This is a genomic window from Stenotrophomonas sp. STM01 (assembly GCF_014852135.1).
GTDB classification, from domain to species: domain Bacteria; phylum Pseudomonadota; class Gammaproteobacteria; order Xanthomonadales; family Xanthomonadaceae; genus Stenotrophomonas; species Stenotrophomonas capsici.
In genome coordinates, this window is record NZ_JACVBA010000001.1 from 1,538,371 (window position 1) to 1,564,101 (window position 25,731).

At 68.1% G+C, this 25,731-nt stretch carries 26 protein-coding genes; 13 read left to right on the forward strand and 13 right to left on the reverse strand.

All coding sequences use genetic code 11. The features are described 5' to 3' along the window. Positions 1 to 252: 252 nt before the first annotated feature. Entirely contained in the window at positions 253 to 1,899 is a 1,647-nt protein-coding gene (gene groL / locus IB227_RS07125; RefSeq protein WP_132863399.1) for a chaperonin GroEL, read from the reverse strand. A gap of 85 nt (positions 1,900 to 1,984) precedes the next feature. Continuing rightward, a complete protein-coding gene (locus IB227_RS07130) occupies positions 1,985 to 2,272 on the reverse strand; it encodes a co-chaperone GroES (RefSeq protein ID WP_132863397.1) in 288 nt (95 codons plus the stop codon). 252 nt (positions 2,273 to 2,524) lie between these two features. Here IB227_RS07130 and IB227_RS07135 point away from each other — a divergent pair, with 252 nt between their 5' ends. Genes IB227_RS07135 through IB227_RS07155 form a run of 5 tightly spaced genes read left to right on the forward strand, consistent with a single transcriptional unit; the run spans position 2,525 to position 6,076 of the window. Next, positions 2,525 to 2,989: a DUF2628 domain-containing protein gene (locus IB227_RS07135; protein WP_192286790.1), complete on the forward strand. Its 465-nt coding sequence runs from the start codon at positions 2,525 to 2,527 to the stop codon at positions 2,987 to 2,989. Positions 2,990 to 3,011: 22 nt separating this feature from the next. After that, positions 3,012 to 3,515 (forward strand): hypothetical protein, encoded by a 504-nt coding sequence (locus IB227_RS07140; RefSeq protein ID WP_192286791.1) that lies wholly within the window; start codon positions 3,012 to 3,014, stop codon positions 3,513 to 3,515. After that, positions 3,512 to 4,888, forward strand: a complete 1,377-nt coding sequence (locus IB227_RS07145; RefSeq protein WP_192286792.1) for a M48 family metallopeptidase — start codon at positions 3,512 to 3,514, stop codon at positions 4,886 to 4,888. Before IB227_RS07140 ends, IB227_RS07145 begins: the two co-directional genes overlap by 4 nt. Then, complete coding sequence (locus IB227_RS07150) at positions 4,885 to 5,514, forward strand: hypothetical protein (RefSeq protein WP_192286793.1); 630 nt, start codon at positions 4,885 to 4,887, stop codon at positions 5,512 to 5,514. The genes IB227_RS07145 and IB227_RS07150 overlap by 4 nt, the downstream gene beginning before the upstream one ends. Positions 5,515 to 5,539: 25 nt before the next feature. Beyond that, on the forward strand, positions 5,540 to 6,076 hold the full coding sequence (locus IB227_RS07155) for a hypothetical protein (RefSeq protein WP_132863390.1): 537 nt from the start codon (positions 5,540 to 5,542) through the stop codon (positions 6,074 to 6,076). A gap of 52 nt (positions 6,077 to 6,128) precedes the next feature. Here IB227_RS07155 and IB227_RS07160 read toward each other — a convergent pair whose 3' ends face one another. Then, positions 6,129 to 9,128 (reverse strand): serine/threonine-protein kinase, encoded by a 3,000-nt coding sequence (locus IB227_RS07160; RefSeq protein ID WP_192286794.1) that lies wholly within the window; start codon positions 9,126 to 9,128, stop codon positions 6,129 to 6,131. Continuing rightward, entirely contained in the window at positions 9,128 to 9,712 is a 585-nt protein-coding gene (locus tag IB227_RS07165; RefSeq protein ID WP_192286795.1) for an ECF-type sigma factor, read from the reverse strand. Before IB227_RS07165 ends, IB227_RS07160 begins: the two co-directional genes overlap by 1 nt. A gap of 184 nt (positions 9,713 to 9,896) precedes the next feature. Here IB227_RS07165 and IB227_RS07170 point away from each other — a divergent pair, with 184 nt between their 5' ends. Beyond that, a complete protein-coding gene (locus IB227_RS07170) occupies positions 9,897 to 11,648 on the forward strand; it encodes an endonuclease (RefSeq protein WP_192286796.1) in 1,752 nt (583 codons plus the stop codon). A gap of 153 nt (positions 11,649 to 11,801) precedes the next feature. Here the strand turns inward: IB227_RS07170 and IB227_RS07175 are convergent, their stop codons facing one another. The 5 genes from IB227_RS07175 to IB227_RS07195 are packed head-to-tail and all read right to left on the reverse strand — an operon-like array spanning position 11,802 to position 16,113. Then, a complete protein-coding gene (locus IB227_RS07175) occupies positions 11,802 to 14,117 on the reverse strand; it encodes a hypothetical protein (RefSeq protein WP_192286797.1) in 2,316 nt (771 codons plus the stop codon). A 20-nt stretch (positions 14,118 to 14,137) separates the two neighbouring features. Continuing rightward, positions 14,138 to 14,809: a hypothetical protein gene (locus tag IB227_RS07180; RefSeq protein WP_192286798.1), complete on the reverse strand. Its 672-nt coding sequence runs from the start codon at positions 14,807 to 14,809 to the stop codon at positions 14,138 to 14,140. A gap of 2 nt (positions 14,810 to 14,811) precedes the next feature. Next, entirely contained in the window at positions 14,812 to 15,225 is a 414-nt protein-coding gene (locus tag IB227_RS07185; RefSeq protein WP_192286799.1) for a hypothetical protein, read from the reverse strand. Continuing rightward, positions 15,209 to 15,709, reverse strand: coding sequence for a prepilin-type N-terminal cleavage/methylation domain-containing protein (locus IB227_RS07190; RefSeq protein ID WP_192286800.1), 501 nt, complete (start codon positions 15,707 to 15,709; stop codon positions 15,209 to 15,211). The genes IB227_RS07185 and IB227_RS07190 overlap by 17 nt, the downstream gene beginning before the upstream one ends. Beyond that, positions 15,706 to 16,113, reverse strand: coding sequence for a type IV pilin protein (locus IB227_RS07195; RefSeq protein ID WP_192286801.1), 408 nt, complete (start codon positions 16,111 to 16,113; stop codon positions 15,706 to 15,708). The genes IB227_RS07190 and IB227_RS07195 overlap by 4 nt, the downstream gene beginning before the upstream one ends. A gap of 187 nt (positions 16,114 to 16,300) precedes the next feature. Between IB227_RS07195 and cutA the strand changes: the two genes are divergently transcribed. The 3 genes from cutA to IB227_RS07210 are packed head-to-tail and all read left to right on the forward strand — an operon-like array spanning position 16,301 to position 19,551. Next, on the forward strand, positions 16,301 to 16,624 hold the full coding sequence (gene cutA / locus IB227_RS07200; RefSeq protein ID WP_192286802.1) for a divalent-cation tolerance protein CutA: 324 nt from the start codon (positions 16,301 to 16,303) through the stop codon (positions 16,622 to 16,624). Between the two features lie 4 nt (positions 16,625 to 16,628). Then, positions 16,629 to 18,977: a protein-disulfide reductase DsbD gene (locus tag IB227_RS07205; RefSeq protein ID WP_192286803.1), complete on the forward strand. Its 2,349-nt coding sequence runs from the start codon at positions 16,629 to 16,631 to the stop codon at positions 18,975 to 18,977. A gap of 22 nt (positions 18,978 to 18,999) precedes the next feature. Further along, positions 19,000 to 19,551 carry a TlpA disulfide reductase family protein gene (locus IB227_RS07210; protein ID WP_318639527.1) on the forward strand — a complete coding sequence of 184 codons (552 nt, stop codon included), beginning with the start codon at positions 19,000 to 19,002 and terminating at the stop codon, positions 19,549 to 19,551. 76 nt (positions 19,552 to 19,627) lie between these two features. Here IB227_RS07210 and IB227_RS07215 read toward each other — a convergent pair whose 3' ends face one another. The 4 genes from IB227_RS07215 to IB227_RS07230 form a co-directional block, all read right to left on the reverse strand. Beyond that, on the reverse strand, positions 19,628 to 20,605 hold the full coding sequence (locus IB227_RS07215; protein WP_192286804.1) for a zinc-binding dehydrogenase: 978 nt from the start codon (positions 20,603 to 20,605) through the stop codon (positions 19,628 to 19,630). A gap of 17 nt (positions 20,606 to 20,622) precedes the next feature. After that, positions 20,623 to 21,033, reverse strand: coding sequence for an organic hydroperoxide resistance protein (locus IB227_RS07220; RefSeq protein WP_192286805.1), 411 nt, complete (start codon positions 21,031 to 21,033; stop codon positions 20,623 to 20,625). A gap of 74 nt (positions 21,034 to 21,107) precedes the next feature. Beyond that, positions 21,108 to 21,785 carry a type 1 glutamine amidotransferase domain-containing protein gene (locus tag IB227_RS07225; protein ID WP_192286806.1) on the reverse strand — a complete coding sequence of 226 codons (678 nt, stop codon included), beginning with the start codon at positions 21,783 to 21,785 and terminating at the stop codon, positions 21,108 to 21,110. A gap of 34 nt (positions 21,786 to 21,819) precedes the next feature. Next, positions 21,820 to 22,431 (reverse strand): TetR/AcrR family transcriptional regulator, encoded by a 612-nt coding sequence (locus IB227_RS07230; RefSeq protein ID WP_192286807.1) that lies wholly within the window; start codon positions 22,429 to 22,431, stop codon positions 21,820 to 21,822. Positions 22,432 to 22,899: 468 nt separating this feature from the next. Between IB227_RS07230 and aroQ the strand changes: the two genes are divergently transcribed. From aroQ to accC, 4 genes are read left to right on the forward strand one after another with little or no spacing between them, the layout of a single operon-like run. Continuing rightward, the gene (gene aroQ / locus IB227_RS07235; RefSeq protein ID WP_132863376.1) at positions 22,900 to 23,346 is read left to right on the forward strand and encodes a type II 3-dehydroquinate dehydratase; all 447 of its coding nucleotides are present in this window, start codon (positions 22,900 to 22,902) and stop codon (positions 23,344 to 23,346) included. Positions 23,347 to 23,360: 14 nt separating this feature from the next. Beyond that, the gene (locus IB227_RS07240) at positions 23,361 to 23,774 is read left to right on the forward strand and encodes a lysozyme inhibitor LprI family protein (protein WP_225591744.1); all 414 of its coding nucleotides are present in this window, start codon (positions 23,361 to 23,363) and stop codon (positions 23,772 to 23,774) included. 53 nt (positions 23,775 to 23,827) lie between these two features. Beyond that, positions 23,828 to 24,307, forward strand: a complete 480-nt coding sequence (gene accB / locus IB227_RS07245) for an acetyl-CoA carboxylase biotin carboxyl carrier protein (protein ID WP_192286809.1) — start codon at positions 23,828 to 23,830, stop codon at positions 24,305 to 24,307. 10 nt (positions 24,308 to 24,317) lie between these two features. Further along, positions 24,318 to 25,685: an acetyl-CoA carboxylase biotin carboxylase subunit gene (accC, locus tag IB227_RS07250; protein WP_192286810.1), complete on the forward strand. Its 1,368-nt coding sequence runs from the start codon at positions 24,318 to 24,320 to the stop codon at positions 25,683 to 25,685. Positions 25,686 to 25,731: the final 46 nt, after the last annotated feature.

Genomic DNA, 25,731 nt, shown 5'->3' on the forward strand with positions numbered 1-25,731 from the left:
GCACGGGCTGAGCGCAGCGCATCCGGGTGCTGCCCATGGCGGTGCACATAGCAGGTAGCGGCGCATGCCCCCAGGCCCGCCCTGCCCACCGCCGGCGGGCTCCCCCGGCATCCGGGTGCGCTGCGCCCAGCCCGTCTGCCCTGCGCCGGAAGGCTGCCGCGGCGCAGGCTGCCACGCCACCTGCACAAAAGCAGAACCCCGCCTTGCGGCGGGGTTCTGTGTGTTACCAGCAGCGGTGAGGCTGCGGCGGACTTAGAAGTCCATGCCGCCCATGCCACCCATGCCGCCCATGCCACCGGCGCCCATGGCCGGCTCGTCCTTCTTCGGTGCCTCGGCCACCATCGCTTCGGTGGTGATCATCAGGCCAGCGATCGAAGCGGCGTTCTGCAGGGCCGAACGGGTCACCTTGGTCGGGTCCAGGATGCCGAATTCCAGCATGTCGCCGAACTCGCCCGAAGCAGCGTTGTAACCGAAGCTGCCGGTGCCTTCCTTGACCTTGTTGACGATGACCGACGGCTCTTCGCCGGCGTTGGCAACGATTTCGCGCAGCGGGGCTTCCATCGCGCGCAGGGCGATCTGGATGCCGTGGTTCTGGTCTTCGTTGTTGCCCTTCAGGCCCGCCAGCGCGGTGACAGCGCGCACCAGCGCGACGCCGCCGCCCGGGACCACGCCTTCCTCAACGGCTGCACGGGTAGCGTGCAGGGCGTCGTCGACGCGGTCCTTCTTTTCCTTCATTTCGATTTCGGTCGAGGCACCGACCTTGATAACGGCAACGCCGCCGGCCAGCTTGGCCACGCGTTCCTGCAGCTTCTCGCGGTCGTAGTCCGAGGAGGTGTCCTCGATCTGGGTCTTGATCTGCTTGACGCGCGACTCGATGGCAGCGGTATCGCCGGCGCCGTCGATGATGGTGGTGTTCTCCTTGGAGACCTGCACCTTCTTGGCGCGGCCCAGGTCCTTGATGGTGGCCTTTTCCAGCGACAGGCCCACTTCCTCTGAGATCACGGTGCCGCCGGTCAGCACGGCCATGTCTTCCAGCATCGCCTTGCGACGGTCGCCGAAGCCCGGTGCCTTGACGGCCACGACCTTGACGATGCCACGGATGGTGTTGACCACCAGGGTGGCCAGCGCCTCGCCTTCGATGTCCTCGGCGATGATCAGCAGCGGCTTGCCTGCCTTGGCGACGCCTTCCAGCACCGGCAGCAGGTCACGCACGTTGGAGATCTTCTTGTCGTGCAGCAGGATGAACGGGTCGTCCAGGTCGGCGGTCTGGGCCTGCTGGTTGTTGATGAAGTACGGGGACAGGTAGCCGCGGTCGAACTGCATGCCTTCCACGACGTCCAGCTCGTTTTCCAGGCCCGAGCCTTCCTCGACGGTGATCACGCCTTCCTTGCCGACCTTCTTCATCGCTTCGGCGATGATGTTGCCGATCGACTCGTCCGAGTTGGCCGAGATGGTGCCGACCTGGGCGATGGCCTTGTCGTCAGCGGTGGGCTTGGAGATGTTCTTCAGCTCGGCGACGGCGGCAACCACGGCCTTGTCGATACCGCGCTTGAGGTCCATCGGGTTCATGCCGGCGGCAACGGCCTTGGCGCCTTCGCGGATCAGGGCCTGGGCCAGCACGGTGGCGGTGGTGGTGCCGTCGCCGGCGTCATCGTTGGTGCGCGAAGCGACTTCCTTCACCATCTGCGCGCCCATGTTCTCGAACTTGTCAGCCAGTTCGATTTCCTTGGCCACGGACACGCCGTCCTTGGTGATGGTCGGGGCGCCGAAGCTCTTCTCGAGCACGACGTTGCGGCCCTTCGGGCCGAGGGTGGCCTTGACGGCATTGGCGAGAACGTTGACGCCGCGCACCATGCGCGAACGGGCGTCTTCACCGAAACGAATATCCTTAGCAGCCATTGCGATTACCTCTGAGTAGAGCCGAGCCATGCTCGGCCGCTTTTATCGGGAAAGGGGTCTGTTTCGAAAGCAGGGGGAGCGCGGCTCAGCCGATGACGGCGAGCACGTCGTCTTCGCGCAGCACCTTGTACTCGACGCCTTCGGCCTTGTAGGTCGAACCGGCGTACTGGCCGTAGATGACCTTGTCACCGACCTTCAGCGACGGGGCGCGCACCGAGCCATTGTCCAGCGGCTTGCCCGGGCCGACGGCCACGACTTCGCCCTTGGTGGACTTTTCCTTGGCCGAATCCGGGATCAGGATGCCGCCGGCGGAGATTTCGTCGGCTTCGATCGGCTTGACCACAACGCGGTCGTGAAGCGGCTTGATGCTCATGAAGAACCTCTTAAGTATTTGATTGGCCTGAAGATCCGGCGACGCCACCACCCCCGACCAGAGGGTGCCGGTGCCACGCGTAAAAACGCCCGTCCAACGGGCTTGCTCGGGAGATGGGGCCCGCCCGGAGGCTTTCAAGGGCCGGCCGGCAATTGATTGCCCAAATAAATGACGCAATCGCGCCCGCTTTGGTGATTGTCCTGGTACGGCCGCACACGGCGGCCACCCGAGACCCCCGAACCGGAGAGCCCCATGGAACAGAATCCCTACGCCGCGACCGCCACCCCGGTCAGCACCCCCACCGGCACCCAGATCGACACGCTGGACGTGTCCGACCGCTGGAAGCAGTACTTCAAGGGCCTGCAGAAGTACGGCGGGCTGGAAGGCCAGCTGTTCAAGGCCATCCCCAAGGGACCGGAGCGCCTGGCCGCGGCCAAGGAGATGGCCCCGCCGATGTCGGCCTTCCTGCTGGCCTTCGTGTTCGGCTTCTTCTACTACCTGGTCAAGGGCATGTGGAAGAAGGGCCTGGTGCTGGCACTGATGACCTTCGTGGGCCTGACCGTGGTGGTGACGGTGCTGTACCTGATCGGCGGGGAAACCCTGGCCGGTGGCGCCCGCTACCTGGGCGGCGTGGCCTTCGGGATCATGGCCCCGCGCGACTTCTATTCCTTCAAGGTGCTGGGCGACAAGGGCTGGCTGCCGGTCCGGCCGTTCTGAGCCGGCCTGCGAGAACCCGCCGATGACCCCTTCCCTGGCCTCCACCGCCCCGGCCGGACCCGCCGCCGCGGTGGCCACGCCCGCCTACCCGCGCTTCGTCCAGATCTGGCTGGGCGTGGACCTGACCCTGTGCACGCTGACCGGCATTCTGGCGCTGGTGGCCACCTACCACCTCAGCCGCGGCGACGTCGGCGACTATCCGCCGGCGCTGGCCATTGGCCAGACCGTCGTGCAGTCGGCCATCGCGGTATTCGGCATCAGCGGCAACCTGCTGTTGATGCGGCACCGTGCCGCCGGCTTCTGGCTGGCCTGCCTGGCGCTGGTGGCAGTCTGCGTCGGCATGGTGATGTCCATGCACGAGCTGCGGCTGCACATCGCCGCGTCAGATGACGGGGGCTGCCCGCCCGGCCTGCTGCTCGGCTTCGTCCTCACCCTCAGCTGCCGCTACCTGCTGAACATGGTCTATGCCTTCGCGCTGCGTGACGCCTGGCGCACGCTGCAGGCCAAACGGGGAAGCGCGGCATGAGCACGCTGCGTACGCCCTCGACCCGCCCGACCGCCTTCTGGGTCGGGCTCGGCGTGCCGTTGGCGATCGTGCTGGTCGCGGCGTGGCAGTGGTACCGCGCCGCGCACTGGCGGCTGGACGTGGCCAGCGGCCACGACGCCGGGCCGTACCTGGGACCGCTGGCGCTGGTCACGCTGCTGCTGGGCATGACCGCCATCACCACGTTCTGCCTGGCCCTGCTCGGCATGCGGCGCGCCGCCTCGCATGCCCTGCTCTCGCGCGATGCGCTGGTGGAGGCGTTCAACCGCGGCAGGCGCTGGCTGCCGGCGTTCATGGTGGCGCAGACCCTGTTGGTGTTCGGCGGCCTGATCGGCGTGCTGCTGTTCGAGATCGGCCGCGCCATCGACCAGCACTACGTCTCCGGCAACGCGATGAAGATGGTGATGTTCGCCGGCCTGATCGTGCTGGCCCTGCTCTGGTATGGCGCGCGGATCATCTGGGACACGCTGCGCGTGACCCTGCGCCGCCAGGACGCCGAGCCGATCCAGATCATCGGCCAGACGCTGTCGCCGGCACAGGCGCCACAGCTGTGGTCGTTCGTGCAGGACATCGCCCGGCGTACCGAGGCACGCGTGCCGGACACGGTGGTGGTGGGCCTGAACGAAGGCTTCTTCGTCACCGAGCACGCGGTGCAGCTGGCCAATGGCCAGCGCGTGCCCGAGGGCCGCGTGCTATACCTGCCGCTGCCGTACATGAGCTTCATGGAGCGCCCCGAGGTCTCGGCCGTGGTGGCGCACGAACTGGGCCACTTCACCGGCGAGGACACCCGCTACGGCCTGCAGTTCAGCCCGATCTACCGTTCCTTGCTCAACAGCATCCTGGCCGTGACCAACGAGCACGCCGACGACGATGACGGTTGGCGCGCGTGGATCACCGCGCCGGCCAGCCTGTACGGCAAGTGGTTCCTGCACAGCTTCGACGAAGCAGTGCATCACTGGAGCCGCGAGCGTGAACTGGCGGCCGATGCGTTCAGCAGCCGCATCGCCGGCACCGCGCCGGCGGCGCTGGCCCTGCTGCGCAGCGCGGTGCTGCAGGAGTTCGTCGACGAGGCGCTGGCACACAACCAGCAGGCCCCCCCGCACCTGCGTGAAGGCGTGCTGTCCCGGGTACGGCGGCAGGTGGCCGAACACGGCCTGGGCGACCCACGCAACCACCTGGACGACCAGCAGTCGCATCCGCTGGACACCCATCCCACGCTCAAGCAACGCCTGGATGCACTGGGCGTTGCGATCACCCCCGAACTGCTGGTCCGCACCCGCGACCGCCGCCAGAGCAGCCTGCTCGCGGAACTGGGCCTGGAGGCCAGCACCCCCACGCCAATGGAGACACCATGATCGACATCGCTTCGTCGCTGGAAAAGGAATACGGCGACATTTCCCAACGCGAACGCGAGAGCACCCTCACCGAGCTGCGCAGGATCGAGGCCGCCGGGCGGGGCCGGGCCGAGATCAAGCCGCACGCGATCATGCTGCCGCTGTTGTTCGGCTTCGCCGGTGGCATCGTGGCCTATGGCGCGTCCACCTCCAGCGCGATGTCAGGCACCAGCGCCATGATCGCCATCGCGGTCGGCGTGGTGCTGGTGCTGGCCAGCCTGTGGGCCCTGCTTGCCCCGCGCGCGGCGCGCTTCACGCTCACCGAGGAGGGCATCCGGGTGAAGCAGCAGCTGCTGCCCTGGGACACCATCGTCGACTACGGCGTGGTCGAGCATTCGTACAACGGCTTCAGCACGCACACCTCGGTGACGCTGCTGCACAGCGAAGGTTTCACTCCACCCAAGCTCGGCTTGCTGGTACTGTTCGGCGGCAGCACGCGCGACCGCAAGAGCGGACTGTACGAAACCCGATTGACCCTGCACGCCGGTGCCCGCGGCATGAACTGCGAAAAACTCGCCAAACGCATTGGTGATTTTTTCGCCGCGGCCCAGGCCCGCCATGAATTGCGCCGGATGCAGGCCGATTGACACCATTACAACAAGGAGATCCACGATGAAGAAAATCAAATTCCTGACCCCGTTGCTGTTGCTTGCCCTGCTGGCCGGTTGCAGCCAGCTGATGGGCCCCTCCGCCTCCGACTACATGGAGCGCAACCTGAGCGTCTGGAACAGCCTGATCGCCAAGTTCAACCAGTGGAGCGACGGCAGCAAGGCCGAGCAGCTGAACGCCAAGCTGGAGGAGCGCAAGGGCCTGGTCGAGATGAAGCCGGTGCTGGATACCGCGCGCGCCGAGACGGTGACCCTGCGCGAGTCGATGCAGCAGCAGCCGGTGCCGGAAGATGCACAGGAACTGCACGCCAAGACCATGGCTTCGCTGGACTCGGCGGTGGAATGGTTCGACGCCATGCTCAAGCTGACCGCACTGCCGGATGACTTCAGCAACGAACAGGCTCAGCCGCTGCTGGACGCGGTCGACAGCGCCGCCGGCAAGTTCGACACGCTCACCGACGAACTGGACGTGATGCAGGAGGCCTACGCCAAGAAGCACCGCATCACCCTGCAGATGCAGGCCCCCAGCGAAGAAGAGTAAGACGCTACCGCAAGGACGCGGTGCGGTACGCAGGAGCCGGACGACAGGGAGGTCAGATCGTCGGTGACTTTCCCTCTCCCCCGCGCGGGGAGGGGGATTGAAGACGCAAGGCCTGGGCAGCGACCCGCTTGACCTGCGGCGGCGTGATCGGCGAAGCCAGCAGGAACCGGGCATCGGTGGCGATCCGTGCATCCACGGCCTCCCGCTCGGCGCCCTGCAAGCGATGGCACATCTGCAGGATCAGCCGTTCGTAGGCGGCCTGCCACTGCAGCAACGGCGATTGGCCCTGCCTGCCCTCGTTGCGCCGCACCTGCTCCAGCAGGTCATCGGGGCGGCTGCAACGCCCTTCCAGTACCTCCAGTTCGGCCAGCATGAAGCGCGTGGACACGAACAGTTCGTCCTTCGGCGTCTGGCCCAGCGCGGTGAGCCCGGCCAATGCCTCCCCGGCAAGCGCGCGCGCGGCATCCATCCGGCCCAGGTCACGGGCATCACCGGCCAGTTCCAGCTTCAACAGCTGCACGTCGACGCCGCTGTCGTCGCCGTTGCGGGCCAGCACCTGCAGGGCCTGCTGGTGCAGCGCCTGCGCACCCTGGACATCGCCCATGAAACTGCGGCTGTTGCCGATCAGCTCCAGCGCGTCGTTGGTGCTGTCCGAGCCGATGCGCTCCAGCGCCGCCAGCACCTGGCGGGCGATGCGCTCGGCGGTGACGTAGTCGCCCTTGTACAGGTGCATGCGCGCGCCGTTCTGGGTGGTGATGATGGCGCGGAAGCTGTCCGGCCCACCGTTGGCCACCGCGTAGCGATGGGCGATGTCGCTCAATGCGATGGCTGCATCCACGTCCCCCTGCCCCAGCTTGGATGCGGCCAGTGCGATCGCCGCGGCGGCGGTCGGCTCGGATTCCTCGCCGAACTGTGCGCGCGTGGCGGCCAGCGTCGGTTCGAGGATGGCATCGGCCTGCGCGTAATCGGACTGCTTGACCAGCGCACGGCCCAGCCATGCCGCGCTGACCAGGCTGCGCGGGTGGTTCGGCCCGTACAACCCGCCGTTGGCCTCCACCACCTGGCGCAGCAGGCTCACCGCTTCTTCGCTGCCACCGGTGGCGCTGAGCAGGTTGGCCAGGTCCTCGCGCATCTGGTTGAGTTCGGCCACCGACTGCGGCACCTGCCGCTGCGCCAGCGCGATGGCCTGGCGCAGGTGGGCAATGGCTTCGGCGCGCTTGCCACGCGATTCGTCCAGGCCTGCGTACTGGTGGAAGGCTTCGGCGAGCCGGCCTTCGCCCTGCGCGCCCAGCGCCTGCAGCTGCGTCACCGATTGCCTGAACCAGCGTTCGGCCGGATCAAGCTGGCCGGCGCGCCGGTACAGCGTGGCCAACTGGTAGGCCGCCACGCCACGCTGCAGGCGCGCGGCGGTGCTGGTACCCGGGGGCCGGGCCAGGATCCGCTCCAGCATCCGCATCGCCGTGGGGTCCGGCGCATCGCCCTGCCCGGCCACGCGCGCATGGGTGATGGCCAGTTCCGTCGCCAGCATCGAATCCTCGCCCAGCGCCGCCACCGCCGCGTCATGGCCGCGCCGGGACAGTGCCTCGGCCTTGGCGTACTCGCCCAGCCCGATGTAGGTGCGCGACAGCGCATCGAACAGGCGCGCCTGCATCTCCGGCTGTCCGGCCAGGGTGGTCTCGGCCTGGCGCACGCCGGCATCCACCAGTTCCAGCGCGGTGGGCGTCTTGCCGCCGGTCAGCTCCGGGTTGGCCGACTCGAACACGTTGATCAGGAAGTCGCGTACCGCATCGGCGGTGCGCGCCTGCTCGGTGGCACGCAGTGCTTCGCTCTCGGCGCGCTGCTGCTGCAGGCGTGCCTCATGGGCCTGCCACAGGGTGCCGCCCATGCCCGCCAGCAGGGTCAGCAACAGCACCGTGACCACGCTGACCCCGATACGATGGCGATGCAGGTAGCGGCGCAGGCGATCCCAGCGGTCCGGCGCGCGTGCCGATACCGGACGCCGCGCGATGGCGGCATCGATGTCGGCCAGCAATGCGTCCACCGAGCCGTAACGTTGCGCCGGCGACTTGGCCAAGGCCTTCAACGCGATGGCATCCAGGTCCTGCAGCAGCGGCCTGGCGCCGCCCTGCGCCACGGCGGGCACGGCCTGCGCGGCCGGTGCCTGCGGCAGCTCGTCGCGGATGCGCGCCATCATCGCGCCCAGCGGCAGGCCATCCAGGTCCAGCGGCGCGCGGCCGCACAGCAGGTAGAACAGCAACCCGCCCAGCGCATACACATCCGAGCGCACGCTGGCGCTGTTGTCGATGATCAGTTCCGGCGCGGCGAACTCCGGCGTCAGCGCCACCTGGGTCGCACCGGCGGCCTCGCTCTGGTCCGACGCCAGCACCCGTGCGATGCCGAAGTCGAGCAGGTGCGCCTGGCCCTGCGCGTCGACCAGGATGTTGCCGGGCTTGATGTCCCGGTGGATCACCAGCTGCTCGTGCGCATACGCCACGGCCACGGCGACCTGCCGGAACAGCGCCAGGCGCGCCTGCAGGTCCGGCTGCACGCGGGCCAGCCACACGTCCAGCGTGCTGCCTTCGATATGGTCGGTGACCAGGAACGGATGGCCGTCGGCCATGCTGCCGGCGTCCAGCAGGCGCACGATGCCCGGGTGCTGCAGGCCGGCCAGCACGCGCCGTTCGGATTCGATGTTGCGGGCCAGCGCCGGGCGGTCGTCACGGATGAACTTGATCGCCACCTGCTTCTCGAACAGGCCGTCGGCACGCTCGCCCAGCCACACCTCGCCCATGCCGCCGCGGCCGATCATGCGCAGCGCACGCCAGTTGCCGACGATCTCGCCGCTATGGCCGATCGGGTCGGCCGCCGCGCGCGGCACCAGGTAGCCCACCGAACGCTCGATGCCGGCCAGCCAGCCGCGCAGGGCGGCGGCATCCTCGGTGTTGTCGTCCGCCACCCGGGCGATGAACGCCGCGCGCTCGGGTTCGGGCAGGTCGAGCAGTTGGTCCAGAAGCGCCTCGCGGCGCAGCCAGTCGTCGGGCGTGGATTCCATCAGGCGTCCGGATGCAGGCGTTCGTACAGCCAACCGCGCGCCTTGAGCCAGTCGCGGCGCACGGTGCTGCGGTCGATCTCCAGCACCTCGCCGGTTTCCTCCTCGCTGAGGCCGGCGAAGTAACGCAGCTGCACGACCCGCGCCAGGCGCGGGCGCAGCTTCTCCAGCCGCTCCAGCGCGTCGTTGAGCTCGAGCAGCTGCTCGGCCTCGTCCAGGTCGGCCTGCATCACCTCCACCTGGCCCAGTGTCTCGTGGCGCACGCCGCTGCCGCGCTTCTGCGCGACCCGGTCGCGGGCATGGTTGATGACGATGTTGCGCATCGCGCGCGCGGCGATGGCCAGGAAATGGTTGCGGTCGATGTGCTGGAACAGCTCGGGCGAGGCCGCGAACCGGAGGTAGGCCTCGTTGATCAACGCGGTGGTGGACAGGGTCTCGCCAACCGCACCGCGGCGCCGGCGGTAACGGGCGATCTGGCGCAGTTCTCCCTGCATGTCGGTCATCAGCTGGGAGAGGTCCACCTCGCGCCCGCCCAACAGGCTTTCCAGCCGCTGGCCGATCTCGACCTCGTAATCATCCGCTTCCATTACCACCTTGCCGGACCCACGCCCTGCCGTTGATCCGGGCAGCCTAGCAGCAACGCCGCCGGGCCGGTGTGGAGGTGGCCGCGCCGGTTGCGGCGGAACGGTCGCCTTCACTTCATTCGGTCATCTGCAGGCCGTACGCTTGCCGGCGGCGGGGATCCACCACCCAATCCGGGAACACAGCACAATGACCAAGCGTTCGATCACCGGGCCACTCGGCGTGGCCCTGCTCGCCGCCCTGGCCAGCAGTCCGGCCACCGCCGCGGTATTCGTCAATGAACTGCATTACGACAACAGCAACGGCGATGCGAATGAAGGCATCGAGGTCGTCGCCACCGCCGGCGAGGACCTGTCCACCTACAAGGTGGTGCTCTACAACGGCGCCTCGCCCTCGGCCGGCGTCACCTACAGCACCCGCAACCTGCCCGCGGGCAGTGCGGTCAACTGCGGCAGCGCCGTCACCATCGCCAGCCTGCGTTCGACCAACCTGATCCAGAACGGCGGCAACGATGGCATCGCACTGGTCGATGGCAATGGCCAGGTCGTGCAGTTCCTCAGTTACGAAGGCGCATTGACCGCCAGCAACGGCCCCGCGGCCGGCATGAGCAGCACCAATCTTCCGGTTTCTGAAACCAACAGCACCCCGGAAGGCACCTCGCTGCAGCTGGGCGGCAGTGGCAGTGCGTACGCCGACTTCGCGTGGAAAACCTCCGCCGCGCAGACTTTCGGCCAATGCAACCTCAACCAGAGCTTCAACGGCACCGGTACCGGCACCGGCATGCGTCCGTCGGTGACCAGCACGCTGCCGGCCAACGGCGCCAGCAACGTCGCGGTGGCCACCGACCTGCAGGTGCATTTCAGCGAAGCCGTCACCGCCAGCAGCGGCGCGTTCGCCCTGCAATGCACCCAGGCCGGCGCGATCCCCCTGTCCTACCCGGGCAGCGGCACGCACTTCCCGCTGGCACCGCAGAACGTGCTGCCGGCCGGCGACAGCTGCCAGCTGACCGTCACCGCCAGCCGCATCACCGACGTCGACGGCATGACCCCGGCCAGCAACACCTCGGTGTCCTTCACCGTCGCCAGCGCCACCACCGCCGGCTACTGGTCCAAGGTGAACACCAGCAGCCCCTCGCAGCTGCGCTGCTCGCTGCACGCCACCATCAAGGGCCACACCTCCTATCCGTACAGTGGCACCGGCACCAACACCTGGACCATCCTGGAAGTGGCCGACGAGGATCCCAACAACCCCAACAACATCCTGGACATCTACCGCAACCGCAGCTACCCGAAGGTCTCGGCGCGCGCCGGCACCGGTTCGGGCCTCACCTACAACCGCGAGCACACCTGGCCCAAGTCGCTGGGCTTCTCCTCGGCCACCGGTGACAAGGGCCTGCCCTACGCGCCGCACACCGATGCACACATGCTTTACCTGAGTGACACCAACTTCAACTCCAGCCGTGGCAACAAGCCACTGGCCAACTGCAGCAGCGGGTGCACCGCGCTGGCCACCGAGGCCAACGACGGTGATGGCGGCGGCAGCGCGCGCGGGCAGAAGAACTGGTTCGTCGGCCCCGACGGCAACGCCGGCAGCTTCGAGACCTGGGACGGCCGCAAGGGCGACATCGCGCGCGCGGTGATGTACATGGCCATCCGCTACGAAGGCGACCCGCATCCGGTCACCGGCCAGGGCGAGCCGGACCTGGAGTTGACCAACGACCGCAGCAAGATCGTGCTGACCTCCAGCTCGCCGGCGTACATGGGCCTGTTGTCGACGCTGCTGCAGTGGCACCTGGCCGACCCGCCGACCGCACGCGAACGCGAACGCAACGAGGTGGTCTACAGCTTCCAGGGCAACCGCAACCCGTTCATCGACCACCCCGAGTGGGCGAGCGAGTCGCTGTTCACCTCGGCCAAGCCGGCGAGCTGCCAACTGAACTGAGGCACTCACGCCTACAGGCACCTGCCGGAGCAGGCCGGGCAACCGGCCTGCTCCCCTGCATAAAAAAGTGGCGTACCCCGGGGGATAAGCGGGGCACGCCACAAGTCAGAGAGAGGTGCCCCGCGAACGGCGAGCGTGGTTTCTTCTACTGGATCAGAGGTAACGCGACCATTGCACTGAGGCGGTGGCCTGCACCGAAGGCGTGGATTCCACGCCCTTGCTGCAGAACGGCAACTGCCCCAGGTTCTTCCAGTCCTGCGGCGTTTCCACCTTCAGGCCGCTGGCACCGATATCGATCTTGGAAAACTCGTTGTTGCCGACGCTCAGGCTGCCCTCGATATTGACCTTCGAGCCGCTGACGGTGACACGCTTGCCCAGCACCACCGAGCCACGGATGCTGGTCCAGCCCTGGGCATCCATGCCGCCGGTGCTGATCACTGCGGCATTGCCGATCGGCGCGCCGGTGTGGGGTTTGCCTTCGGCATCGGTCCAGATCACCAGCTCGCTGCGGCTGGCGCACAGATTGGTGGGGATATAGCGGCCACCGCAGACCTTGCCGGCACCGGCGAAATTCGGTGCCTCCAGCAGCTTGCTGCCACCTGCGTCGATCAGGGCAAGGTCGCCCCGGACGATCAGTGAACCGACGATGGCGCTGGCCGCACGCACGTTCAGCGAGGCATCGAACCAGAACACGCCGGCCGGGGTCTTCTGCGGTTGCAGGTTCCACTTGCCGTTGCCGAACATCGCCCGGCAGCCCTTGTCGGCACCGGCCCAGCTGCCGCAGGCGAACAGGTCCTCCAGGACCTTCAACTGTTCCGGATCGGGGTCCAGCAGCGGGTAGACGGTGCCGACGGCATCGCCGATCACCACGCCATCGGCGCGGGTGACGTTGCGGATGGTCAGCTGCGGGCGGCCGTTGTTGCTGTCGAACAGGTAGTTGGACAGTTCCCGATAGGCGTCGGCATCGATGTAGTTGATGCGGACATCGCAGTACGGGAGCCCGGGCAGGCCAGGCGAAAGACTGGATTGCCCGTCCTGGACGGCAAAGCCGGCCGGCTGCAGCGCGGCGTTCATCAGCTGCTTGCCGGCACCGAAGTAACGGTTGCCGGCGGTGCGGCCCCTGACCGCCGGGAAGTCGGTGCCTGCAGCGCTGCCGCTCTGCGCCCAGATCGAGCCGCCACCGGCGAACTCGCCGATCTTCACGCCCTTGTACTGGATGGCCAGGCTGCCGGCGGCGCGCACGTTGTCGTAACTGCGGCCATCGCTGCCGAAGCTGAGGTTCCAACCCCAGGCGTCGTTGATATGGGTGGTCGCGCCGCTGCCCTGGGTGATCGCGCCGCCGAAGATCGCAGCGGACCTGAAGGTCAGCACGGCATTGCGGAAGGCCGGTTGCGCCTGCCCGGACAACTGTTCCATCACCGCCGCCGCACCGCGCAGCTCCCCGGTGCCGGCATCCAGTGCCGTACGCAGGTCCAATGCCGGCAGGTTCAGCAGGAACGCGACTTCATCGGCACTGCCCTTGCCCTCGGTGAAGGTCACCTTGACCTTGGCCAGGCCCGACGGCAGCACCGTACCGCGGGTCCACGGGATGCCACCGGTCACGGTGTCACCGATCAGGGTGCCGCCCACCTTGGCCTCCCCCACCGCCACGCCATCGGCGTAGACCACGGTGTCATAGGCACCGGTCCAGGCGCGCCCGACCGGGCCACCGCTGCCGCCGTTGAAGGTGATGTTCTTCGCCCACAGCCTGGCACCGGCCGGGAAATTCATGCCGCCGATGACCAGGTCGTCTTCGCTGTGCAGGTGGCCGTTGTCGGCGAGGTCGCCACCGCTGACGTTCACCGTGCCCTTGGCGCAGCCGGACACCTTGCCGCTGCCACCGGCGGTGATGGTCAGCTTGCCGGAGACCACGATGTTCTCGTAGTCGTACTTGTCATCGACCACCTGCGTGCCGGCGCCGTCCAGCCGCACGTCGCCATTGAACACCACCGGTGCATTGGGCATGCCATGGCATACCGGCGGCGTGCCTGGCAGGCCGTTGCCCGGCATCACGTCGTACACCACTTCGACCGTGGCGGTGGTCAACGCCGTGCCGACCCCGGCCTGTCCGGTGACCTGTGCGCTCACCCGGTAGTGGTCGCTGCCGACCGCCTGCACCGAGGTCAGCTGCGCACGGCTCACGCCCAGTGCAGCCAGACCCGCCACCGGCTTGGTGTCATTGCCGACCCAGCCTGGCCAGACCGTGCTGTCGACGGCGACCAGGTACTGGCGCAGGGCTTCCACGCCCCGCCACGCCGCGGCCTGCGCGGCGGTGGCCGAATGGGTGGTCAGCTGCTGCGACTGGGCACCGCGCAGCGAATAGAGCGTCGCCGCAACCGTGACCGATACCGCCAGTCCCAGCACCAGCACGATCAGCAGGGTGGCGATGCCACGCTGGTGGCGGGGTGGCGAATACGTCGTCCTCGACATGTGTGTGCGCTCCTGCGTCATCACGCGTTGACTACGGCAAGGTTGGGCAGGCAGACCGAGAACAGCACGCTGCTGCCATCGCCTGACTTCAGGTCCAGGGTGCGTCCGGCCGGCAGGCTTCCGGCATCGGACTGCTGCATGTAGGGCAGGCAGTTGACCGGCGCACCACTGAGATGGAAGGCATAGCCGGCAGCCAGGGACATCCCGCCCACCTCGTCGGCCAGCGTGAACACGCTGCCGTCCGGGTTGGTCGGCATGCGCGCCATCGGTTGCTGTTCGTTGGCATTCCAGGAAACGCTGGCCAGGCCGTTGCAGTCCTTGGCCGGCAGCCGGCTGATGCCATGGGTTTCCACCTGCAGGCCGGCGCAGCGGCCCTGCGCACCTTCCAGGAACCGCCAGACCACGCGTTTGCCGGCCTCGGAGATCACCACGCGATCCTCCAGCGAAGCAGTGGCCGGCATGCCGAAGCCCGCCGATTGCAGTTCCATCTGCGCGGCCAGCAACGCCGCCGACACCTGACCGTCACGCAGGGCGCTGCGCGAGGCATTGGCCGATACTTCGATCATGGTCTTGTACAGCACCAGCATCGCGGCGATGGTGATCAGCGAGATCAGCACACCGATCAGCAGGCTGATCAGGGTCTGCCCCCCTTGCCGGTTCGCGGCCAAATGCAATGCAGGACGGCGCGCCATGCTCATTGCCTCGTCGAGATCAGCAGGTCCGGATCGTCCCCGGCGGCATCCTTGCTGCCCAGGTCGGTCGCGGCCACGGTCAGGTCCACGCGCACGGGCGCATCGATGGCATGGGTCACGCCGGCCACGGTGACGTTGGCCGAGGCCGCCTCGCAGCTCACCCGTGCCTGCTTGTCATTGCCCGGCAACGGCAGATCGATGTTGCCGCCATCGCAAAGGCCGACGCCGCGGCGCTGCAGCTGGCCACGCAGGTGTTCGACCACCAGGTTTTCCACCTTGGCATCGCGCTGGCTGTTCATCGCGCTGGCGGCCACATGCGCCAGCCCGGCACCGATCAGGCTGGTGATCAGCACCCCGAACAGGGCTTCGAGCATCACGTCGCCGCGTTGCCCGCGGCGGTCAGAGCAGGTCGACATACAGGGGGTCCTGGCGGTTCATGCCAATGGCTAGGCGGTGCAGGGTGATGCCGCTGGTGCAGGCCGCGGCCAGCGGCAGACGCTGGCCGCGGTTGCCGAAGGCCACGCAGGCCAGGTCGTCGGCGGAGGCCTGCAGCGCCTGTGCATCGTCGAAGTCGTTGCTGCCGGTCAACTTGATGTCCGCGCTGCGCGGCAGCTGGCCGGACCATGCCACCTCGCTGCCGTCGGCACGCAGCACCGACAGCGTGCGCCCGTCGCGCACCAGCCGTGCCGACACCGCGTCCAGGCCGACGTTTTCCGGGTTGCGCAGCGCCAGCGCGCGCGTCTGCGACACCGCCTCCCACATCAGGTTGCGGGCCTGCATCTGCCGGTTGCCGTCAATCCAGCCACGGGCGAACGGCATCGCCGCCAGGGCCAGCACCGCCATCACCGCAAACGTCACCATCAACTCGACCAGCGAGAAACCGGCGACGCGCCTGCTCATGGCCAATCGCTCACGCCAAGGCAATTGCCCGACACCGCACGCCCGTTGTTGGCGTCGATGCTCAGCGTGCAGCCGCTGGCCTTGCCCATCGCGCCGCTGGCCACGGCCTGGATGTCGTAGCCACTGCCGGTGGCGGTGTAGCTGTAGCTGAAGCTGCCGCTCTTGGTCCCGGCGCTCCACCCCTTCTTGGCGAGCTCATCGCTGGCCGGATAGCCCAGCGTGCGCTGGCGGAAGTTCTCGACGTTGGCCGACAACGCCAGCAGGTCGCTCTGCGCCACGCGGATACGGCTGCGCAGCACGTAGTTGCCATAGGCCGGGACCGCGATTGCCGCGAGGATGGCGAGGATGGCCACCACGACCATCAATTCGATGAGCGTGAAGCCCTGGGCACTGCGTCGTTCCATTGAGACCCCCTGTAGGCGCTGCGGACCTGGCCTTCTGCGTCCTTGCGGCGCGTCGAGCCCGACCGAGCGCCACGCTGTCAAGTGAAGACGAGGTGAAATCGTGACGCAGGGCAATATACAATCGATGACAACGATGTCAACACTTCCATCCGAAAGTGCCGCAGCGCCTTCTGCGACAATCCCGCGGATGGACGTAAGACTGGTCTTCTGCACCTGCCCCGATCACGACAGCGCGCAGGCCCTGGCCCACCACCTGGTGGCGCGGCGGCTGGCGGCGTGCGTGAACTTGTTGCCCCCGATGCAGTCTGTGTATGGCTGGCAGGGGCAGATCGAGCAGGCCGAGGAGGTCCAGCTGTTGATCAAGACCTGCGCGGACCGGTTGGAGGCCCTGCAAGCCACCATCCTCGAGCGGCACCCCTACGAACTACCGGAGATCGTGGCGATCTCCGCCAGCGCCGGATTGCCGGCGTATCTGGATTGGATCCGGGCACAGACCCGGGAGGAAACCTGAGTTGATGATGCTGCTGCGACGTTTTATCGCCCTTTGCCTGCTCTGCCTGACCGCCCTGCCCGCACTGGCTGTCAGCGAGAAGGACCTGCTCCCGGTGGACCAGGCCTTCGCCCTGCAGGCCACCGCGCCGAGTCGCGACCGCATTGAACTGCGCTGGGACATCGCCCCCGGCTATTACCTCTACCGGCACCGCACCAGCATCAAGGCCGGCCCCGGCTTCACCGCCGAGGCACTGCAGTTCCCCAGCAGGGGCGAGCAGAAGCACGACGAGTTCTTCGGCGACGTGGAGACCTACCACCGCCAGCTGCGCGCCGTGTTGCCCGGCACCGCCGAAGCGGGCACGCAGACGGTCACGCTGGAGGTCCGCTACCAGGGCTGCGCCGACGCCGGGGTGTGCTACCCGCCGCAGAAGCGCAGCATCGAGGTCCGCCTGCCCGGCCCCGGCGGCGAGCAGCCGCCGGCCGCGACCGCCGCGGCACCGATGTTCAATCCCCTGGCCGCCAACAACAGCGGCGGGCTGAAGCTGCCCGGCGCCGCCGCCACGCAGAACCTGCCGCTGCCGGCGGACAAGGCGTTCGGCTTCGAGGCCATCGTCGATGATGGCAACCGCCTGCTGCTGCGTTTCTCGCCGGCGCCGGGCTACTACCTGTACCGCGACCGCACCTCGCTGGGCCTGGAAGGCGCACCGGGCATCCGCACCGGCCGCCCGCAATGGCCCAACGGCACCTCGCACCGCGACGAGCATTTCGGCGACGTGGTGGTCTACTTCGACCAGGTCGACGTGCCGCTGCCGCTGCGCCGCGACCGCGCCGAAGCCAGCCCCGCCACCCTGGTGGTGACCTTCCAGGGCTGCCAGACCGACGGCATCTGCTACCCGCCGATGACCCGCCGGGTGAAGCTGCAGCTCCCCGCCGGCCGCATCTCCGCGCGCGAGGAAGCCACCGTCGCGCCCCTGGTGATCCCGCCGCTGCCCAGCGGCAAGAAGGATCGCGCGCCGGTACTGCCGGCCATCGACCCGACCAGCCCGCCGACCCCGCAGCCGCTGGTGGTACGCCCGGACCCGGGCGCGCCCAACCTGACCGAACCGGCGCCCGATGCCTCGGCCGAGAACAGCCAGCGCAGCCAACCGCCGGGCACCACCGAAGACCACGGCTCGCTGCTGTGGGCCCTGCTGCTGGCACTGGCCGGTGGCCTGGTGCTGAACCTGATGCCGTGCGTGCTGCCGGTGCTGTCGTTGAAGGTGCTGGGCCTGGCGCAGAGCGGTGAGAGCCGTGCCCACGCCCGCAGCCATGCCCTGTGGTACACCGCCGGCGTGCTGGTGGCTTTCGCCGCGGTCGGTGGCCTGGTGCTGGCATTGCGCGCGGCCGGCCAGGCCGCCGGTTGGGGCTTCCAGCTGCAGCATCCCTGGTTCATCGCCACCCTGGTCTACCTGATGTTCATGGTCGGCCTGAGCCTCACCGGTGTGTTCACCCTGGGCACCAACCTGGGCGGCATCGGCCAGTCGCTGGCGCGCCGCAGCGGCCCCAGCGGCGACTTCTTCACCGGCGTGCTGGCCTGCGTGGTGGCCAGCCCGTGCATCGCCCCGTTCATGGGCTCGGCGCTGGCCTACGCGTTCACCGCACCGGCGCCGCTGGCCTTCCTCGTGTTCGTGGCGCTGGGCCTGGGCCTGGCGCTGCCGTTCCTGCTGATCGGCTTCGTGCCGTCGCTGGCCCGTCGCCTGCCCAAGCCGGGCGCATGGATGGAAACCTTCAAGCAGGTGCTGGCATTCCCGATGTACCTGACCGCCATCTGGCTGTTGTGGGTGCTGGGCAAGCAGCGCGGCATCGACGCGATGGCGCTGATGCTGGCCGGTGCGGCGACGCTGGCGCTGGGCCTGTGGTGGTTCGAGCGCAGCCGCTGGCACAGCCGCCGGACCGGCATGGTGCTTGGCCTGGTACTGGCGGTGCTGTCGCTGATCCCGGTGTGGGGCGTCACCCGCCTGCCGCCGCCTGCCGCGGCCGCCGCCCAGGAAGGCGTGGTCGCCTATTCGCCGGAAATGCTCGACCGCCTGCGCGCCGACAACCGCGTGGTGTTCGTCAACATGACCGCCGACTGGTGCGTGACCTGCAAGGCCAACGAGCGCGGCGTGCTCAACCGCGATGCGTTCCGTGATTCGCTCAAGCGCGTGGACGCGGTGTACATGCACGGCGACTGGACCAACGTCGATCCGCAGATCAGCGCCTTCCTGGAGCAGCACAAGGCCGTGGGCGTGCCGCTGTACGTGGTGTACGGCCCGGGCGCACCGCCGCGCGTGCTGCCCACCGTGCTGACCCAGTCCATCGTCGAAGACGCGCTGCTGCGCGCGGCGCGCTGAAGTGTGCCGCACGGCAGCGTGGGTGGCGGGCATCGCCGCTGCCGCCGGCCTGGCAGCCGGGGCGTGGCTGACCCGCCCCGCCCCGCCGCCGACGATGCAGACCCCGTTCCCAGCCGCGCCAGCCGTGGCCCCCACCTATGACGTCCGCCCCGGCAGTGCACTGACCGCGTTCACCCTGCCCGACCTGGACGGCATGCCGGTACGGTTCCCGGAGCACTTCAAGGGCCGCCCGGTGCTGATCAATGTCTGGGCCAGCTGGTGCGCGCCATGCATCGAGGAAATGCCGGAGCTGGCACGCTTGGCCGCCGCGCATGCCGACGACGGCCCACGGGTGGTGGGCATCGCCCTGGACACCCCGGAAGCGGTGCAGGATTTCCTGGGCAATGTGCCGGTGTACTACCCGATCGTGATCGACACGCCCGGCCCCGACGATGCCAGCGTCAAGCTCGGCAACACGCAGGGGCTGCTGCCCTACAGCGTGCTGCTCGATGCCCAGGGGCGTTTCGTCAAGCACAAGCTTGGCCCGTTCAAGGCCGGCGAGATCGAGGCCTGGGCCACGTCCGGCGCCCCCTGAGCGTGCACCGCATCGCACAACGACACTGCCCCGCGCTTCGGCGTGGGGCAGTGTCGCTCCAGCGGCGCGTCGTGCCTCACGGCCGCAACAGCACCTTGCCCCTGCGGCCTGGCAGCAGGCTTGCGCGCGTGGCTTCGGCGACGTCGGCCAGGTCATAGGTCGCCTGCACCGGCAATGTCAGTTCACCGCTCATCGCACGCTGCAACAGTTCGCCGACCAGACGACGCTTGTTGTCGCCCGACATCTCGCGGCTGACCTTGCTGCCCCAGAAGCCCTTGACCGTGGCCTGCTTGAAGATCAGGTCACCGGAGGGAATCTGCATCGGCTCACCGGCCATCGTGCCGAACGACACCAGCGTGCCGTTGTCTCCCAGCAGCGATACCAGGTCCGCGCTGGCCTGGCCACCGATGGAATCCACCGCTGCATGCGCCAGCGTGTCGCCGAGCAGCGCGCGGGCGCGTGCCTTCCAGTCCGGCTGTGCGGTGGACAGCACGGTGTCGATGCCCAGCGCCTTGAGTTCATCCACGCCGGCATCGCGACGCACCAGCCCAAGCACGGGCACGCCACGCGCGCCGGCAAGCATCGCCAGGGTCTTGCCGACCGCACCGTTGGCGGTGTTCTGCACGATCCATTGGCCCGGGCGGGCCTGCAGGAATTCCAGCAGCATCAGCGCACTCAACGGCATCGCGACCAGCTGCGCGGCGGCTTCATCGGCGATGCCGGCAGGCACCGGGATGACCATGCGCGCCGGTGCGATGAAGTACTCGGCCCAGGTGCCGTGCACCGAGGCCGCCATCACCCGCTGGCCGATCGCCAAGCCTTCGACGCCTTCGCCGAGCGCGTCGACGGTGCCGACCGCTTCGCTGCCGCCAATGGCCGGCAACTCCGGCTTGTAGCCGTACTGGCCGCGTACCGTCCACAGGTCGTGGTTGTGGATCGGCGCGAGGATCGTCCTGATCCGTACTTCGCCCGGGCCGGGTTGCGGCACGGCACTGTCGCCGAGGACCAGGACCTGGGACGGTTCACCAAACGTGGCGTGGATCGCACTGCGCATGACGGTCTCCCCGGGGCTCAGGCGATAGTCACGTGCAGGCGCACGTCGACATTGCCGCGGGTGGCGTTGGAGTACGGGCAGATCTGGTGCGCGGCCTCGACCAGGCGGCGCGCGTCGGCCTCGTCCAGGCCCTGCACCGCCACGCTCAGGTCGATGTCCAACGCATAGCCGCCCTCGGCGGTCTGGCCGATGCCCACTTCCACCGAGGTGGCGGTGTGGGTGGGTTGCAGCTGCAGCTTCTTGGCCGCCACCGGCAGCGCGTTGTCGAAGCAGGCCGCATAGCCGAGCGCGAACAACTGCTCGGGATTGGCACCGGCCTTGCCGGAGCCCGGCAGGGCGAGGTCGAGCGCAAGGCTGCCGTCGTCCAGGGCGGTACGACCGGCACGGCCACCGGTCGCGGTGGCGCGGGTCTTGTAGAAGATCTTCATGGCGGAATTCCTTGTATGTGAGGTGGCCTGCGCAAGTCGCGCGGCCAGGAACCAGGGGAGAGTGACGGGCCCGCTCAACCGAGCTGCGCGAGCAGCGCCTGGGCCACGGCTTCGGAGCTGGCCGGGTTCTGCCCGGTGACCAGCCGACCGTCGGTCACAACGAAGGACTGCCAGTCCGGCCCCTTGGCGTAGTCACCTCCCAGGCGGGTGAACGCGTCCTCGATCAGGAACGGCACCACCGCGCTCAGGCCGACCGCGTCCTCCTCGCTGTTGGAGAAACCGGTGACCTTGCGGCCAGCCACCAGCGGACTGCCGTCGGCCTTCTTCGCCGCGACCAGCGCCGCCGGCGCGTGGCAGACCAGCCCCAGCGGCTTGTTGGCACGGTCGAAGGTTTCAATCAGCGCGATCGAATCGGCATCGCGGGCCAGGTCCCACAGTGGACCGTGACCGCCGGGGTAGAACACCGCATCGAACTGGCTGGCATCGACCTGCCCCAGCGGCAGCGTGGTGGCCAGGCGCTGGCGCGCCGCATCGTCGCCGTTGAAGCGCCGGGTGGCCGGCGTCTGTGCGTCGGGCTCGTCGCTGCGCGGGTCCAGCGGCGGCTGGCCACCGGCCGGCGAGGCCAGGGTGAGGGTGGCGCCGGCATCCTTGAACACGTAGTACGGTGCGGCGAACTCCTCCAGCCAGAAGCCGGTCTTGTGCCCGGTGTCGCCGAGCTGGTCGTGCGAGGTCAGTACGAACAGGACGTTCATGTCAGTGCCTTCAATCGTTGGGGCGGTGGGGAAATCACGCGGCGCGATGGCCGCAGGTCAACAGGTGTTCGGTGGCCTCGCGCGCCTGCTGCAGGGGCAGGTGGTCCTGGCTCAGCTTGGACAGCAGGGCTGCGCCCAGCCACATCTGGTAGAGCACCCGCGCCACATCCAGGGCGGGCTTGCCGGCCGGCAGCGAGCCATCGGCGCGGCCTTCCTCGACCAGCACGGCGATCCGCTGCAACAGCCGCTGCACGCCGTCATCCAGCACCCGGCGCATGTCCTCGGAAAGGTCCGCGACCTCGGCGGCGAGCTTCACCACCAGGCACTCCTCGGCCCAGCCCTGCGCCGGGTCGGCCGGGTCACGCATCCATGCCTCCCAGTAGCGCATCAGCCGTTCGCGGCCGGTGCCGCCATCGGCCAGCAACTGCTCCAGCTTGCGCCCGTAGCCGTCGACGTACTGTTGCAGCAGTTCGCAGCCGAACGCTTCCTTGGACGGGAAGTAGTGATAGAACGAGCCCTTCGGCACCGCGCAGGCCTTGAGGATTTCCTGAAGGCCGAGCGCGGCAAATCCCTTCTGCAATACCAGCCGGTAGCCGGTATCGAGGATGTGCTGGCGGGTGGCTTGGGCTTTGGGGGACAAGTTCATGGGGCGCATCGTATTTCAAATAGACCGGTCGTCTATTAATGGGGGCGAACTGGATGGGGCATCCGTTGGACCGCGATCCGGGGAATCGTGGGTTCACTTGCAGTGTCCGGCGGCAGGGAAAGCCGCCCTCATCCGCCCCTTCGAGGCACCTTCTCCCACTTTTCGGGAGAAGGGAGATGGCCGCGCGCGCCTGGCCGTGCAGCTACGCGGTGCGATATCCGCGAACGTCGCCCATCACGCTGCCAACCGTTGCGCATTGCGTCGGGCGGCTGTTCGTGGGCAGTAGGCCCTGCACTGCGACTCTTCCCACCAAACCGCTGTGGGCATGACGGAAATGGCCCACCATGCCGCACGGGTCCAGCCGCATCAGGATTCAAACAATTGCTTTAAACACGGCTAATTTCGCCGAACTGGACAGCATTGCCGGCTTCGATCACACTGCCGCCCTTTCCCGCCTTCCCTCGGTCCATGGCAAAACTGCTGGTTCTCCACGGCCCCAACCTGAACCTGCTGGGCACTCGCGAGCCCGAGGTCTACGGCCACACCACGCTGGCCCAGATCGATGCGGCGCTGGCCGCGCAGGCACAGGCCGCCGGCCATGCCACCGACCACCTGCAGTCCAACGCCGAACACGTGCTGGTGGACCGGGTGCAGGCCGCGCGCACCGATGGAACCGCTTTCATCCTGATCAATCCGGCTGCTTTCACGCATACCTCGGTGGCCCTGCGCGACGCGCTGGCTGCCGTGGCCATTCCCTTCATCGAGATCCACCTGTCCAACCCGCACAGCCGCGAGCCGTTCCGGCAGCACAGCTACCTGAGCGACAAGGCGGTGGGCGTGATCTGCGGCTTTGGCGCCGACAGCTACCGCTATGCGATGGACGCCGCCCTGCAGCGGCTGGCGGCTGCCGCGTGAAAGCGCTGCCGCACCTGCTGGTCGGACTGGCCCTGGGCAGCGTGCTGCTGGCGCCGGCGCATGCGCGCCCGGCCCGTGACCGTGCCGCCGAGGGCATCGACTGCACGACCGCGGTCAGCACGATGGAAAGCGACCTGTGCGCGGCCGACCGCGCCGAGGACGCCGACGAGGCACTCAATGCCGTCTACCGCCAGGTGCGCCAGCAATTGCGGCAGCAGGCCACCGACGGCAGCTGCAGCCATTGCGACAGCGCCGAGCAGCAGCTGGTGGCCGCGCAACGCGCCTGGATCACCCTGCGTGACCAGGACTGCGCCGCGGTCTACGCCTTCAATGCAGATGGAACCTCGCGCAATGGTGCGCGGTCGCATTGCCTGACCATCCACGCGCAGGACCGCACCCGGCAACTGCGCGACTTCTACGAACTTTGACCCGGCGCACCGCGCCCCCACCTTACCGCTACAACAGAACGAAAGAGGCCCTCATGGATCTGCGCAAAATCAAGAAGCTCATCGACCTGCTGGAAGAGTCGAACCTGGCCGAGATCGAGATCAAGGAAGGCGAGGAATCCGTGCGCCTGTCGCGCACCCCGGTCGGCGGCTACGCCGCCCCGGTCGCCGCCCCGGTCTACGCGCCCGCCCCGGCCGCTGCGCCGGCGGCCATGCCGATGAGCGGCCCGACCGAGGCCTCCACCGGTGGCACCGCCAAGCCGGGCAACGCCCTGCCGGAAGGCCACGTGCAGCGTGCGCCGATGGTCGGCACCTTCTATGCCTCGTCCTCGCCGGACAAGCCGGCCTTCGTCAGCGTCGGCCAGACCATCAAGGCCGGTGAAACCCTGGCCATCATCGAGGCGATGAAGATGTTCAACCCGATCGAGGCCGAAGTGTCCGGCACCGTGGTGGCCATCCTCGGCGAGAACGGCAGCCCGGTGGAATTCGACCAGCCGCTGTTCGTGATCGCCTGAGGCGCCGGCCATGCTCGACAAGGTCGTAATCGCCAACCGAGGGGAAATCGCGCTGCGCATCCTGCGCGCGTGCCACACCCTGGGCATCCGCACGGTCGCGGTGCACTCCACCGTCGACCGCAACCTCAAGCACGTGGCCATGGCCGACGAGTCGGTCTGCATCGGCCCGGCCCCGTCGTCGGAAAGCTACCTCAACATCCCGGCGCTGATCGCCGCCGCTGAAGTCACCGACGCCCAGGCCATCCACCCCGGCTACGGCTTCCTGTCCGAGAACGCCGACTTCGCCGAGCGCGTGGAGCAGTCCGGCTTCATCTTCATCGGCCCGCGTGCGGAAACCATCCGCCTGATGGGCGACAAGGTCGAAGCCATCCGCGCGATGAAGGCCGCCGGCGTACCGTGCGTGCCCGGCTCGGGCGGCCCGCTGGGGGAGGACATCGTCGCCAACACCAAGATCGCCCGCGAGATCGGCTACCCGGTCATCATCAAGGCATCGGGCGGCGGTGGCGGCCGCGGCATGCGCGTGGTGCATGCCGAGGGCGCACTGAAGGCCTCCATCGAGACCACCAAGTCCGAGGCCAAGGCCGCCTTCGGCAACGGTGAGGTCTACATGGAGAAGTACCTGGAGAATCCGCGCCACGTGGAAATCCAGGTGCTGGCCGATGGCCAGGGCAACGCCATCCACTTGGGTGAGCGCGACTGCTCGATGCAGCGCCGTCACCAGAAGGTGGTGGAAGAAGCACCGGCACCGGGCATCACCGCCGAACTGCGCGAGCAGATCGGCAAGGTCTGCGTGGAAGCCTGCATCCGCATCGGCTACCGCGGCGCCGGCACGTTCGAGTTCCTGTTCGAGGACGGCCGCTTCTACTTCATCGAGATGAACACCCGCGTGCAGGTGGAGCATCCGGTGACGGAGATGGTGACCGGCATCGACCTGGTCGCCGAGCAGCTGCGCATCGCCTCGGGCCAGAAGCTGACGATCAAGCAGAGCGACGTGGTGCTGCACGGCCACGCCATCGAATGCCGCATCAACGCCGAGGACGCGGAAACCTTCATCCCCAGCCCCGGCCTGATCACCGGCTTCTACCCGCCGGGTGGCCCGGGCGTGCGCGTGGATACCCACATCTACGCCGGCTACAAGGTCCCGCCGAACTACGACTCGATGATCGGCAAGCTGATCGTGCACGGCCCGGACCGCGACACCGCCATCGCGCGCATGCGCGTGGCGCTGAGCGAGATGGTCGTGGACGGCATCAAGACCAACGTCGCCCTGCAGCAGCGCATCATGCGCGACAAGGGCTTCCAGGCCGGTGGACAGAACATCCACTACCTGGAAAAGCGCCTGGCCGAGCGCAAGAACCAGTCGATCGCGCTGACCTGATCGAGGGTTTGATGGAACAGGAAAAGGCGGGAAACCCGCCTTTTCC

What these genes read in the sequence shown, in the direction of transcription:
- groL (WP_132863399.1), bottom strand. Translation starts at nt 1,899, where the DNA reads ATGGCTGCTAAGGATATTCGTTTCGGTGAAGACGCCCGTTCGCGCATG.
- IB227_RS07130 (WP_132863397.1), bottom strand. Translation starts at nt 2,272, where the DNA reads ATGAGCATCAAGCCGCTTCACGACCGCGTTGTGGTCAAGCCGATCGAA.
- IB227_RS07135 (WP_192286790.1), top strand. Translation starts at nt 2,525, where the DNA reads ATGGAACAGAATCCCTACGCCGCGACCGCCACCCCGGTCAGCACCCCC.
- IB227_RS07140 (WP_192286791.1), top strand. Translation starts at nt 3,012, where the DNA reads ATGACCCCTTCCCTGGCCTCCACCGCCCCGGCCGGACCCGCCGCCGCG.
- IB227_RS07145 (WP_192286792.1), top strand. Translation starts at nt 3,512, where the DNA reads ATGAGCACGCTGCGTACGCCCTCGACCCGCCCGACCGCCTTCTGGGTC.
- IB227_RS07150 (WP_192286793.1), top strand. Translation starts at nt 4,885, where the DNA reads ATGATCGACATCGCTTCGTCGCTGGAAAAGGAATACGGCGACATTTCC.
- IB227_RS07155 (WP_132863390.1), top strand. Translation starts at nt 5,540, where the DNA reads ATGAAGAAAATCAAATTCCTGACCCCGTTGCTGTTGCTTGCCCTGCTG.
- IB227_RS07160 (WP_192286794.1), bottom strand. Translation starts at nt 9,128, where the DNA reads ATGGAATCCACGCCCGACGACTGGCTGCGCCGCGAGGCGCTTCTGGAC.
- IB227_RS07165 (WP_192286795.1), bottom strand. Translation starts at nt 9,712, where the DNA reads ATGGAAGCGGATGATTACGAGGTCGAGATCGGCCAGCGGCTGGAAAGC.
- IB227_RS07170 (WP_192286796.1), top strand. Translation starts at nt 9,897, where the DNA reads ATGACCAAGCGTTCGATCACCGGGCCACTCGGCGTGGCCCTGCTCGCC.
- IB227_RS07175 (WP_192286797.1), bottom strand. Translation starts at nt 14,117, where the DNA reads ATGTCGAGGACGACGTATTCGCCACCCCGCCACCAGCGTGGCATCGCC.
- IB227_RS07180 (WP_192286798.1), bottom strand. Translation starts at nt 14,809, where the DNA reads ATGGCGCGCCGTCCTGCATTGCATTTGGCCGCGAACCGGCAAGGGGGG.
- IB227_RS07185 (WP_192286799.1), bottom strand. Translation starts at nt 15,225, where the DNA reads ATGTCGACCTGCTCTGACCGCCGCGGGCAACGCGGCGACGTGATGCTC.
- IB227_RS07190 (WP_192286800.1), bottom strand. Translation starts at nt 15,709, where the DNA reads ATGAGCAGGCGCGTCGCCGGTTTCTCGCTGGTCGAGTTGATGGTGACG.
- IB227_RS07195 (WP_192286801.1), bottom strand. Translation starts at nt 16,113, where the DNA reads ATGGAACGACGCAGTGCCCAGGGCTTCACGCTCATCGAATTGATGGTC.
- cutA (WP_192286802.1), top strand. Translation starts at nt 16,301, where the DNA reads ATGGACGTAAGACTGGTCTTCTGCACCTGCCCCGATCACGACAGCGCG.
- IB227_RS07205 (WP_192286803.1), top strand. Translation starts at nt 16,629, where the DNA reads ATGATGCTGCTGCGACGTTTTATCGCCCTTTGCCTGCTCTGCCTGACC.
- IB227_RS07215 (WP_192286804.1), bottom strand. Translation starts at nt 20,605, where the DNA reads ATGCGCAGTGCGATCCACGCCACGTTTGGTGAACCGTCCCAGGTCCTG.
- IB227_RS07220 (WP_192286805.1), bottom strand. Translation starts at nt 21,033, where the DNA reads ATGAAGATCTTCTACAAGACCCGCGCCACCGCGACCGGTGGCCGTGCC.
- IB227_RS07225 (WP_192286806.1), bottom strand. Translation starts at nt 21,785, where the DNA reads ATGAACGTCCTGTTCGTACTGACCTCGCACGACCAGCTCGGCGACACC.
- IB227_RS07230 (WP_192286807.1), bottom strand. Translation starts at nt 22,431, where the DNA reads ATGAACTTGTCCCCCAAAGCCCAAGCCACCCGCCAGCACATCCTCGAT.
- aroQ (WP_132863376.1), top strand. Translation starts at nt 22,900, where the DNA reads ATGGCAAAACTGCTGGTTCTCCACGGCCCCAACCTGAACCTGCTGGGC.
- accB (WP_192286809.1), top strand. Translation starts at nt 23,828, where the DNA reads ATGGATCTGCGCAAAATCAAGAAGCTCATCGACCTGCTGGAAGAGTCG.
- accC (WP_192286810.1), top strand. Translation starts at nt 24,318, where the DNA reads ATGCTCGACAAGGTCGTAATCGCCAACCGAGGGGAAATCGCGCTGCGC.